This is a genomic window from Pseudomonas fluorescens, assembly GCF_902497875.1.
In the GTDB taxonomy this organism is placed as follows: domain Bacteria; phylum Pseudomonadota; class Gammaproteobacteria; order Pseudomonadales; family Pseudomonadaceae; genus Aquipseudomonas; species Aquipseudomonas fluorescens_BR.
Map to the genome: position 1 here is coordinate 173,845 of NZ_CABVHY010000010.1, position 12,343 is coordinate 186,187.

Sequence of the window (12,343 nt, forward strand, 5' to 3'; positions counted from 1 at the left end):
ACCGAATTAATGATTGGAGCACTCGGGTTGAAAGCCTCGCACTGCATACTCGGCATCTTGCTAATTACCACACTGGCGCTGCTGATTGAAATACCTGTCGATACTTGGCTGACGTCGGCAACCCTTAGCCTGGCACTTGGGACTAGCGCACTGATTTACATGGCTGCTGCCTGCCTGCTGGCCAGTCGCTGGGGTGTAGTTGAGGATCTGTTTGGCGGCCTGGATTGCGTCTATGAGTCGCACAAATGGCTAGGCATATGGGCTCTCGTGTTTGCTACGTATCACTTTGTATTCAAGGCGAATCTGGATGTTTGGAACAGCGTACCTATCCTGGAACTGCCAAAATACTGGACGCGACTGGTACGCCAGTTGAGCTATGTCGCACTGGGTCTGATAGTGCTACTGGCGCTGAACCGCAACATTCCTTACAGCCTATGGCGATGGTGGCACAAGCTGTCCGGCCCATTGTTCCTGATCGTGATCTTGCATTGGCTCAGCTTCAAATCGCCGATCACCCTGCTCAGCCCTTCTGGTATCTGGTTGACGCTGTTCTGCGGACTAGGTGTGCTCGCCGCTGTCTACAAACTAGTGCTCTATCCATTTATTGCCCGTGCGGGCGAGTACCGTGTGACAGCCGTGAATAAAGAAAATTATGCACTGCATTTAAAACTGGAGCCCATTCATAAAGGCTTTGACTTCAAAGCCGGGCAGTTCGCGTTTCTGGCAATGCAGCAAAAAGGCCTGCGGGAGCCACACCCCTTCACGATAGCTAGCGCCAATGGGCCGAATGGGCCGATTGCGTTCATGATCAGAGGGCTGGGGGATTACACCAAAAAGCTCTGCGAGTGCGCAAAAATCGGAATGCGCGCCACTATATATGCCCCTTACGGACGTTTTAAACGCGTTTCTGAGGCCGAGCGAGAAATCTGGATCGGCGCAGGTGTGGGTATTTCTCCCTTCATTTCCTGGTTGCAAGATCCAGACGCTAAAGACTTCGAAAAAGCGACTCTGGTCTATTGCTTCACGCCCTCGCGCGCGTTCCCAGCGCCGGAGGAGTTACAAACCATGACCAAGATGCGTGGGGCACACTTTGTTCGTAATGTTGGTGGAATCGAACAGTTGACCGAAACCTTGCGTCAAGCGGTGGCGCAAACCGAACCACACAAAATTCACGTAAGTTTTTGCGGTCCCAAAGGCTTACTGACCAAGGTGCATGATCTGATGGATATCAACCGGATTCCGAAAGCTAATCTGCACTTCGAACTCTTCGAGTTCCGTTGACCCGGCGGGATGTTGCTTATCGAATGCTCCTAGGTTTTGTCGTCTCATTTGAGGGATCTATTTTGCTGGCTTTCTCGTCGTCAATGTCAGCAATGGGGCGTTCTCTGCCGATCGTCACTACCACGTGGGCTGGTCAAGTCGAATGCAACGGTTGGTCAGCACGAATGCAATTGATGGTCAGTGGCAATGCGAATGGGTGGTCAAGTCAATGCACTTACGCGCCTGGCTGACGCACCCTCTGTGTGGCCACCCGCTGACACCCATCAACTGCAAACAGCTGCTCAGCTTAAAGCAATGACTCAGCGCCTCGAAAGAAAGGACACGAAAATCCTCGCACGCCGCGACGTTATCTATAGGCTTGCTCGGGAGTAGAAGTGCCCGTCTTCTAGGAGATTATCGAACCACGCTATACCGTGCTTTGCGTCAATAGGAACGGCGTTCTCGTTAAATGCCTGTCCCAGAAAAGCCCGCGCCGTTGGGCTTTTTGCGCCGGCTGAACACCAGTCCCCCGAGACTGGCCTACCCTTATAGTAGTGGGTGGTTGTTACGCGCACTCAGCCTCTCCGTTTACCGTACAGGCCTGCTCTTAATGTTCGTGACCTATTTGCCGCTGCAATTTTGGAATAAGTGCTGGAAGCTCGATGGCCCTTGGGTGGGCTGCCGGCGCTGTGACTGTGTTCAGCACTTCACCAACCCAGGGGCATTTAACCATGCTCTGGGCTGCCCAGCTCACCGCGTGGATGGCCAATATCCCTTCCGAGAATTGGGGATGATCGTGGAACAGAAAATCCAAGAGGAGTTGTTTTGATGCGCGCCGGGATTCAGGAAGAGACGCTGCCCTCACAAGACTCACCTGAAGCTGCTGCTACATAAGGTCGAGGGAAATGCGTCAAGGTATTCACGAAGATGCGCTGCGAACCATGTTCGAGAGCGGCGAGGTGCGCGAGGTTGGTTTGATACGCCGTCCATTACTCACTGGAAAAAAAATCGCCAATGCCATTGCCCCCCAGTCATCGCGCGCAGGAAGGTTTGGAGGCGTTACGCCAAGTAGATCCGGACATCGCTGAACTCGCGGCTGCGATCAGTGATGCCTTGGATGCCGAGGGGGTGGATAACCCCGAAGTCGCCCAGGAAATAATCTATTGGTTGTGCCGTCGCGTACACCAACATCCGCACGCCGGGGGGCCACCGTTGTTGGCCCTATTGAAAACCTGGTACTTAGAGGGCGCGTTGAGCCAGACAGCTTTCAGCATTTTGACGCTGCATGCGACGGCGCTGATCGATGCGTAAAAGCCCCCAAGAGGAGACGCTGCGCGTCATGCTCGAGGGCGACGCAGTGCGTCAGGTGCTGGAGATTGTGATTCCCATTAAGGACCCCAAGAAATGATCGACACCCTCAACGCCAATACCCGCCAGGCTCTGGAAGGGTCCCTGGCCGTGGCCCAGGGCGATACCAAACAGTCGCGTAGGTGCGCGAACTTCCTGCTGGCTTGGTGGAACGCGGCGGAAAACGGCGGGTTCGACTTGAGCGAGCTGTGTGGGGGCTGGGTCGCGAGCTGGCCAGTGCCTGCGCCGTGGTGTTCGCCTGGGTGGCGCAGCACAGCGTCTACCCTGACACCTTGGAGTATGGGCGGCAGTTCGAAGCGCAGGCCAAAGCTTGGCGGCCGAAGGCATGAGCGCCCGGGCACGCCACGCGCCTGGTACTTGGCGTTGGGTTTTGAGATTCCTACCGAATTTGAGACTTTCATTGCTCAGAGTGAGTAGTGTTACGCACCACTCAGCCCCTATCGCTCCTCACCAAAGGCCTGTTTTTAAATGCCCGTGACCTACCTACCGCTGCAAGCCTGGAACAAACACTGGGAACTCGACGGCTCGCGGGTGCGCTGCCGGCTGTGTGGGCGCGTTCAGGATCTCACGGACGCAGGGACGTTTAGTCATGCACTCGGCTGTAAAGCCTGGGGACTGCAAGCCCAGTACCCCAGCCGAGTATTGGCCTCGCTGCTGCAGCAGAAAATCCAAGCGGGGTTGTTCTGATACGCGCCGGGATTCAACCCAACGAGACGGTTATTACGCGCGCCTCGTCGAATATGCGGGCCAGGGGCGACACAAAGGTCTTCATGCCGACCGCTACAAAACCGCCGTTACCGACTGAGAGCCAGGGCTTTGGCCCCAGCACCCCCTCACCGAGTGCTGAGTTCACCCTGCAGGGATCAAGAGGCCGGGTCCTCGCTATTCGGGCTGCGGGCCGCACTAACCTCTTGGCATACCCAATACTCAACAACTGTGTCGGTTTGAATCTCCCGCCCCAAGGCGTCCAGTACACTATTTCTCTGATGCGTTCACGCTCCTCGTAGATTTTGCCATCTGCACTCACCACAGTTTTCATCGGAATTACCTGGTTATATTGAGAATCCAGGATGCCCCATAAAAAACGCCCAACCTTTGGGGGGTGCATACTTTTCACGTCAGCCAGCCACCGGATCGGCTAAGTATTTTCTATAGAGCACTACCGACTGCATAACGAATAGAAAGGAACCCCCGCGCCGCTGGCCGGGATTAGTTGTCCATTACATGTGTTAACGATCTTCGACTGCCTAAAAAAGCTTGAGGCGGGCTCTTGCGTGGCTACTGGCCACCAGATTCCCTGGGAGTGGTCTACCTTGTCCCTGTAAATCGGTATTCCCATCCCGTGATTTGCCAGGAAAAATGACATGCCTCACACCCATACCTTTTTTGGGGGCTCAGGTTCGCCGATGCCGGTGACGCTAGACGATTTGCAGGAAGTGAAGTCATGAACGACCGTGAACCTAACGTATTGGCCGATCCTTTGGCGCCATTGGGCCTGCCTGCCGCGATTCGCGCCCAGGCCAGCAAGTTGCTGCGCGCTATCAGCAGCGCAGAGAATCTGCCGGACACGCTGCACACGGCGACCCGCGCCGAAGGTTTGCCTTGGGCGTGGAAACCGTACGTGCGCTTAACCCGGCGGACGTCGAAGGGTTGTACCTGGTGTTTGACCGTGCGTCTCAGGTCCGACAGGCCGAATTGACATTCAGGAAGAGACGCTGCGCGCCATGCTCGAGGCAACCGCCATTTTCTGGAAAGGGAATCCACCATGCTGCTCACTATGCAACCCAAGGTGTTTTATCGGGCCCGACAGGCCGGTCATGATGTGTTCATCGACGGCTATTTTTACAACGGCGGCTTTTACCTCCGGCATCGATTCATCGGGCAGATCCAGAAGGACGGCACGTTTTATTATGTCGAAGGGCATGGCCAGCCGATCTTTCCCGAACAAATCGCCTGACATGTGATGGGTTTGGTGTTGATCCTCAAGAATGGCACCCTCTTTAACCTGGTCGAGGCGCTCGCTTGTGGTCTACGCCTGCATCTTCCCAGCTTGAAGACGTTTTATGTGCCGCGCGAAGCAGCTCGTTGAGGATGTCGATCTCGTTTTTCGAGCATACGCGTTTGCTAGATCAGGTTTCAAATAGCGGTGCTGTCGTATTCCTTGATGCCGTAGGCAGCAGGTTAATTGCATCAACCTGGTTTAGGTGCAATTATTCTGCGTAAGTTATTGTATACCTAGCATTTTAATTATATTGAACGTTTGACCTTGAAGAATTTTTAAGCTTTTAGAGATTGCGGTAAAAAATATTGTTTGCCATGTACGCTCATAAGGAGGACTGTTACGCACATTAATCCCTAAGAGGCATCTGAGCATAATCGTTATCCCCTTGATAATTCAGTGGAATCGATAGTTCAACATTTCATGAGTACCCCTAAAGTTTCAATGTTATCAAGGTCATGCATCCTTCGTCCATTCAAACATGCGCTATTACTTGTGCTGATTTTGCTGTGCGGTGGCTTTTCCGGATTACAGGCGAAGGAATACGGTGGCCTTGAGCAGCAACGTATTGAAACTGTTTTCCCTGACAGTGACAGCCTTTCCGAGCCGACAGGTGAGTTCAAGGTGCGCACCATCAGCGTCGGAACGACGCTGCTCGGTTATGTGTTCCAGAGTCAGGACGTGGTCGACATTCCAGCCTACTCGGGCAAACCGATCAACATGCAGGTCATCCTCGACACCCAGGGTGTCATCCAGGATGCCTACGTGCTGGAACACCATGAGCCGATTCTGCTGATTGGTATTCCTGTGGAAAAGCTTCATGCCTTCGATGCCAAGTACAAAGGCATCAAGGCCGACAAAAGGGTGGTTGTCGGTCACTCCGGTGATCCGGAGGCGGTGACGGTCGATGGGATCTCCGGCGCGACGGTGACCGTCATGGTGGTCAATGAGATCATCATGCGCGCTGCGCAAAAGGTCGCCGTATCGGTGAAGCTGATCGAGGACAGGGCCGGCGCAGCACAAAAGCCCGCCACTGTGCGCCAGGACTTTTACGAACCCGCCACCTGGGAGCAATTGACCGGCAACGGCGCAGTGCGCCGGTTGAACCTGACCCGTGGTCAGGTTGATGCCGCCTTCAAGGGCACCGAAGCCGAAGGCATCGACAACGCCGCCGCCGATCAGGTCGATGATACCTTTATCGAGCTGTACACCGCCGATTTGAACCCGCCAGCCATCGGTCGCAACCTGTTGGGCGACAATCAGTACCGTTTCCTCATGCAGGATCTCAAACCGGGCGAGCAGGCCATCGCGGTGCTGGGCCGCGGCCTGTTCTCCTACAAGGGCTCGGGTTATGTGCGCGGCGGAATTTTCGATCGGGTGCAATTGCGCCAGTTTGGCAATGTCATCAGTTTCCGCGACATGGACCACCAGCGGCTCTCCGACGTGTTTGCCAAGGGCATGCCAGAATTCGATGAAATGTCGATTTTCATTGTGCGTGAACCGGCCCGGTTCGATCCAGGATCGCCCTGGTCCCTGGAATTGCTGGTACGTCGTCAGACAGGCGCGGTCAGCGGCGTGTTCAGTAGCTTCGAGCTGTCTTACCAGATGCCCGAGCAATACCTCCTGCGGCCACCGCCCACTGCCGAAGAACTGGCCGCCATCGAGATTGCCAACCGGCCGACCTGGGTAAACATCTGGTACCAGAAAGCGTTCCAGATCGGGGTATTGGTCACGGCTCTTGTCGTGCTGATGGTGATTTTGTTCCTGCAGGACACCTTTACCAAATACCCGCGCTTCCTCCATTGGCTGCGTCGCGTTTACCTGGTCTTCACCGTGGTGTTCATCGGCTGGTATGCCCTTGGGCAGATTTCTGTGGTGAACGTGCTGACGTTCGTCCATGCCCTGTTCGAGAACTTCCGCTGGGAACTGTTTCTCACGGACCCGATCATTTTCATCCTCTGGACCTTTACCGCCGCCAGCATCCTGCTTTGGGGCCGTGGCGTGTTCTGCGGCTGGCTTTGCCCATTCGGTGCCTTGCAGGAGTTGATCAACGAAGCCGCGCGCAAGCTGAAGATTCCGCAATATGAGTTGCCGTTCGCGGTCCATGAGCGGTTGTGGGCGATCAAGTACATCATCCTGCTGCTGCTGTTCGGCATCTCCCTGGAGTCGATGACCACTGCCGAGCAATTTGCCGAGGTGGAACCGTTCAAGACCGCCATCACCCTGAAATTCGATCGCCAATGGTGGTTCGTGGCCTACGCGGTGGCGTTGCTGGTGATCAATATCTTTACCCGCAAGGTCTACTGCCGCTACGTCTGCCCCTTGGGCGCGGCGCTGGCGATTCCGACCAAGCTGCGGCTGTTCGACTGGCTCAAACGCCGCAAAGAGTGCGGTACCCCTTGCCAGCTCTGCGCCAAGGAATGCGAAATCCAGGCAATCCATCCGGACGGCCATATCAACGCCAACGAGTGCCATTACTGCCTCGATTGCCAGATGACCTATCATAACGAAAACAAATGCCCGCCACTGGTCATCAAGAACAAGCGCAAGACGCGGAGCAAGCCTGCACCAGTGCTGGATCGCGCTGAGTTGATTCCGGTCGTGCAAGTGTTCGAGCCCTGAGCCCCTCGCTATAAACGAGACATCAAGAATCGAACGACCGAGCTTTTTCATATCTGCACCCAATGGAGCAAGACCCATGAGCGATAACAAGTCAAAAAACGATCATGAAGCCATGAAACCAGTGCAGGAGCCGGAATCGACCGGTCTCAGCCGTCGTGGTTTTCTCGGCACCACTGCCGCAGCCAGTGTCGCGCTGGCCGGTGCCTCGGCCCTTGGCAGCGTGGTATTCACCCGCGAAACCTGGGCGGCAGCGGCCAAGGACGCGCAATCGAAGATCCACGTGGGGCCGGGCGATCTGGACGATTACTATGGTTTCTGGAGTGGTGGCCACCAGGGCGAAGTGCGGATCATGGGCATCCCGTCGATGCGCGAGCTGTTGCGCATTCCGGTGTTCAACATCGATTCTGCCACCGGCTGGGGCCTGACCAACGAAAGCAAGCGGATCATGGGCGACAGCGCCAAATTCCTTAACGGCGACTGCCACCACCCGCACTTATCCATGACTGATGGCAAGTACGACGGTAAGTACCTGTTTATCAACGACAAAGCCAACAGCCGGGTCGCGCGCATCCGCCTGGATGTCATGAAATGCGACAAGATGCTCACCGTACCGAATGTGCAGGCCGTGCACGGTCTGCGTCTGCAGAAAATGCCGCACACCAAGTACGTATTCGCCAATGCCGAATTCGTCATTCCGCATCCCAATGACGGCAGCACCTTCGACCTGCAGGACAAAAACAGCTACACCATGTTCAACGCCGTTGATGCCGAGAAAATGGAGATGGCGTTCCAGGTCATAGTCGACGGCAACCTGGACAACACCGATGCCGACTACACCGGCAAGTATGCGGCTTCGACCTGCTACAACGCGGAGAAGGCCTACGACTTGGGCGGCATGATGCGCAATGAGCGCGACTGGGTGGTGGTCTTCAACATTCCGCGCATCGAGGCAGCGATCAAGGCCGGCAAGTTCATCACCCTGGGTGATTCGAAAGCTCCGGTGGTCGATGGTCGTAAAACCGAGGGCAAGGACAGCGAGTTCACCCGCTATATCCCGGTGCCGAAGAACCCGCATGGCATCAATATGTCGCCCGACGGCAAGTATTTCATCGCCGCCGGCAAGCTATCGCCCACCTGCACCATCATCGCCACCGCCAAGCTGGACGATCTGTTCGACGATAAACTCAAGGATCCGCGTGATGCTGTGGTCGGCGAGCCGGAACTGGGTCTGGGTCCGCTGCACACCACCTTCGACGGCCGCGGCAATGCCTACACCACGCTGTTTATCGACAGCCAGGTGGTCAAGTGGAACATGGACGAAGCCGTTCGCGCCTACACTGGCGAAAAGGTCAACTACATCAAGCAAAAGCTCGACGTGCAGTACCAGCCGGGTCACAACCATGCCTCGCTGACCGAAACCAGCGAGGCTGACGGAAAATGGTTGATGGTCCTGAGCAAGTTCTCCAAGGACCGCTTCCTGCCGACCGGCCCATTGCACCCGGAAAACGATCAGTTGATCGATATCTCCGGCGACGAGATGAAACTAGTGCACGACGGCCCGGCCTTCGCCGAACCTCACGACTGCGTCATGGCCCGTCGCGACCAGATCCGGACCAAAAAAATCTGGGATCGCAACGACCCGTTTTTCGCCGAAACTGTAGCGATCGCTGCCAAGGACGGGATCAAGCTGGAAACCGACAACAAGGTCATACGCGACGGCAAGAAAGTGCGGGTCTACATGACCTCGATGGCCCCGGCCTATGGTCTGCCGGAGTTCACCGTCAAACAGGGTGACGAGGTCACCGTGACCGTCACCAACATCGACAAGATTGAAGACGTGACCCATGGTTTCGTCATGACCAACCATGGCGTGAGCATGGAGATCAGTCCGCAACAGACGTCGTCCATCACCTTCACCGCCGACAAGGCCGGCCTGCATTGGTACTACTGCAGCTGGTTCTGTCATGCGTTGCACATGGAAATGGTCGGCCGCATGCTGGTCGAGAAGGCCTGACGGTAGTCCATCGTCAGGAGCGCAGGCCAATGACCCTATTCAAGCCAACCCCGATGAAGGTCATTGTGCTGGCGTCGCTGGTGACAGGTGGCAGCGCGCTGGCGGCAGTACAACCCATCACCACGCTGCCGTTGAAGCTGGACGCCGAGCAACGCTGGCACCTGCCGGCGGGGGAATACCGCGGCTCGTTTAGCGTCGATCAATCGATGCAGATTTTTTGTGAGCCGGGCGCGGTGATTCAGAGCGAGGGACAGGGCAACGCGCTGTTCATCAGCGCGCCCGACGTGCGGATCGAGGGGTGCACCTTGCTCGACTGGGGGCGCGACATGACGGCCATGAACTCGGCGATTTTCATCGGTCCCAAAGCCCGGGGGGCAGTGATACGCCATAACCGCATGAAAGGGCCAGGCTTCGGCATCTGGGTGGACAGCACCCATGACGTCAGCGTGATCGACAACGATATCGAAGGCGACCCGAGTATTCGCTCCCAAGACCGCGGCAACGGCATTCATCTGTATGCCGTGCGCGGCGCTCGGGTGATCGGTAATCAGGTGCGGCTGACCCGCGACGGGATCTACATCGACACCTCTAACGGCAACCTGCTACAGGGCAATACCCTGGAAGACCTGCGCTATGGCGTGCACTACATGTACTCCAACGACAACCAGTTGCTCGGCAACACCACCCGCCGCACACGCACCGGCTATGCCTTGATGCAGAGCCGCAAGCTGACGGTGATTGGCAACCGCTCCGAGCAGGATCAGAACTATGGCATCCTGATGAACTTCATCACCTATTCCGAACTGCGCGACAACTTCGTCAGCGAAGTACGCGACGGCTCGACCGGCGACAGCATGATCAGCGGTGCCGAGGGCAAGGCGCTCTTCATTTACAACTCGCTGTTCAATGTCATCGAACACAATCACTTCGAGCGCAGCGCCGTGGGTATTCACCTCACCGCAGGCTCCGAAGACAACCGGATCGTCGATAATGCCTTTGTCGGCAACCAAAGACAGGTCAAGTACGTCGCCACCCGTTTGCAGGAATGGTCGGCTGACGGCCACGGCAACTACTGGAGCGATTACCTGGGCTGGGATCGCAACAACGATGCGGTGGGCGACGTGATCTACGAGCCCAACGACAACGTCGACCGTCTGCTGTGGCTGTACCCACAGGTGCGGCTGTTGATGAATAGCCCAAGCATTGAAGTACTGCGTTGGGTCCAGCGCAGCTTTCCGGTGACGAAATCGCCTGGGGTCAAAGACAGTTTCCCGTTGATGAACCTTCCGACCACGCCTCAGACACAGCGGCCGACCTTATGAATCCAGTCAAGATCGAAGGCGTAAGCCAGCGTTACGGCCGCATGACCGTGTTGCACGATCTGACCCTGAGTTTGGGTGAAGGCGAGGTGCTGGGCTTGTTTGGCCACAATGGTGCGGGCAAGACCACGGTGATGAAACTGATCCTTGGCCTGCTCAAGGCCAGTGCCGGTCAGGTGCACGTACTCGGTTGCCGACCCGCACAGACCGAGGTGCGTCGCCAGCTAGGCTACCTGCCGGAAAACGTGACGTTCTACCCGCAACTCACCGGCCGCGAAACCCTGCGCTATTTCGCCCGACTCAAGGGGGCCGCGTTGTCGCAAGTGAGCGAGTTGCTGGAACAGGTCGGTCTTGCCGACGCCGCGGACCGTCGGGTGAAAACCTACTCCAAGGGTATGCGTCAGCGTCTGGGCCTGGCTCAGGCAGTTCTCGGCGAGCCACGTTTGCTGCTGCTGGACGAACCTACTGTCGGCCTCGATCCCATCGCTACCCAGGAGCTTTATCTGTTGGTCGACCGTCTGCGCCAGCAGGGCACCAGCATCATTCTTTGTTCCCATGTGTTGGCGGGGGTCGAAGCGCATATCAACCGCGCGGCGATTTTGGCCAATGGTTGCTTGCGGGCGATTGGCAGTCTGGCCAGGCTGCGCGAAGAAGCCGACCTGCCAGCACGTATCCGCGCCAGCGGTCTGTCTGGACGCGAGCAGTGGTTGCAGCGCTGGAATGCCGCAGGTCATAGCGCCAAGGCCATGGGCGGCAGCGGGGTCGAGGTGATGGCGGCCAACGGCCACAAAGTCGATTTGCTCAGCCAGTTGTTCCGCGAGGACCAACCGCAGGATATCGAGATACTGCAACCGTCCCTCGAGGACCTTTACGGCTACTACATGAGTCGTGCCACCATCGACACAGAAGGCGCTCATCCATGAAGCAGATCTGGAGCATCGCCAGCAAGGAGTTCAGCGACGGGATGCGCAATCGCTGGCTGCTGGCGATCAGTCTGTTGTTCGCTATTCTGGCGGTGGGTATCGCCTGGCTTGGCGCGGCTGCGTCCGGGCAAGTGGGCTTCACCTCGATTCCCGCAACCATCGCCAGCCTCGCCAGCCTGGCGACCTTCCTGATGCCGCTGATCGCTCTGCTGTTGGCTTACGATGCCATCGTCGGCGAGGACGAGGGTGGCACGCTGATGCTGCTCCTGACCTATCCCCTGGGACGCGGGCAAATCCTGCTGGGAAAGTTTGTCGGTCACGGGTTAATCCTGGCCCTGGCCACGCTCATCGGTTTTGGCTGTGCCGCGTTGGCTATTGCCTTGCTGGTCGCTGATGTCGAGTTGGGAATGCTGTTCTGGGCGTTCGGTCGCTTCATGGTCTCCTCCACGCTGCTGGGCTGGGTGTTCCTGGCGCTGGCTTACGTGCTGAGCAGCAAGGCCAGCGAAAAATCCAGCGCAGCCGGAATGGCGCTGGGCGTGTGGTTCCTGTTTGTGTTGGTGTTTGACCTGGCACTGCTGGCGTTGCTGGTCCTCAGCAAAGGCCGGTTCAACCCGGACCTGTTGCCCTGGTTATTGCTGCTCAACCCTACTGACGTCTATCGCTTGATCAACCTTTCCGGTTTCGAGGGCAGCGGCAATGCCGTCGGCCTTATGGCGTTGAGCAGCGATCTGCCGGTGCCGGGTTCAATGTTGTGGGGCTGCCTGCTGCTTTGGGTCGGCGTTCTGCTGCTGTTGGCTTACTGGATGTTTCGCCGTCGGCTGACCTGATTTTCCAAGCT

General features: G+C 57.0%; 10 protein-coding genes. All 10 read left to right on the plus strand.

Features of this window, described 5'->3' with window-relative positions; genetic code table 11:
• The first annotated feature begins 27 nt into the window (after positions 1-27).
• Positions 28-1,281 (plus strand): ferric reductase-like transmembrane domain-containing protein, encoded by a 1,254-nt coding sequence (locus F8N85_RS12380; protein ID WP_150803894.1) that lies wholly within the window; start codon positions 28-30, stop codon positions 1,279-1,281.
• Positions 1,282-2,274: 993 nt separating this feature from the next.
• Positions 2,275-2,571, plus strand: coding sequence for a hypothetical protein (locus tag F8N85_RS12390; protein WP_150803896.1), 297 nt, complete (start codon positions 2,275-2,277; stop codon positions 2,569-2,571).
• 525 nt (positions 2,572-3,096) lie between these two features.
• Complete coding sequence (locus tag F8N85_RS12400) at positions 3,097-3,315, plus strand: hypothetical protein (RefSeq protein ID WP_150803897.1); 219 nt, start codon at positions 3,097-3,099, stop codon at positions 3,313-3,315.
• A gap of 757 nt (positions 3,316-4,072) precedes the next feature.
• Positions 4,073-4,327 carry a hypothetical protein gene (locus F8N85_RS12405; protein ID WP_191636165.1) on the plus strand — a complete coding sequence of 85 codons (255 nt, stop codon included), beginning with the start codon at positions 4,073-4,075 and terminating at the stop codon, positions 4,325-4,327.
• A 66-nt stretch (positions 4,328-4,393) separates the two neighbouring features.
• Complete coding sequence (locus F8N85_RS34535) at positions 4,394-4,585, plus strand: hypothetical protein (RefSeq protein WP_191636166.1); 192 nt, start codon at positions 4,394-4,396, stop codon at positions 4,583-4,585.
• A gap of 486 nt (positions 4,586-5,071) precedes the next feature.
• Entirely contained in the window at positions 5,072-7,249 is a 2,178-nt protein-coding gene (gene nosR, locus F8N85_RS12410; RefSeq protein ID WP_150803898.1) for a transcriptional regulator NosR, read from the plus strand.
• Positions 7,250-7,325: 76 nt separating this feature from the next.
• Complete coding sequence (nosZ, locus tag F8N85_RS12415) at positions 7,326-9,263, plus strand: TAT-dependent nitrous-oxide reductase (RefSeq protein ID WP_150803899.1); 1,938 nt, start codon at positions 7,326-7,328, stop codon at positions 9,261-9,263.
• Positions 9,264-9,292: 29 nt separating this feature from the next.
• A complete protein-coding gene (locus F8N85_RS12420) occupies positions 9,293-10,585 on the plus strand; it encodes a nitrous oxide reductase family maturation protein NosD (protein WP_150803900.1) in 1,293 nt (430 codons plus the stop codon).
• Entirely contained in the window at positions 10,582-11,505 is a 924-nt protein-coding gene (locus F8N85_RS12425) for an ABC transporter ATP-binding protein (protein ID WP_150803901.1), read from the plus strand. Before F8N85_RS12420 ends, F8N85_RS12425 begins: the two co-directional genes overlap by 4 nt.
• Complete coding sequence (locus F8N85_RS12430) at positions 11,502-12,332, plus strand: ABC transporter permease (RefSeq protein WP_150803902.1); 831 nt, start codon at positions 11,502-11,504, stop codon at positions 12,330-12,332. Before F8N85_RS12425 ends, F8N85_RS12430 begins: the two co-directional genes overlap by 4 nt.
• The last annotated feature ends 11 nt before the right edge of the window (positions 12,333-12,343 follow it).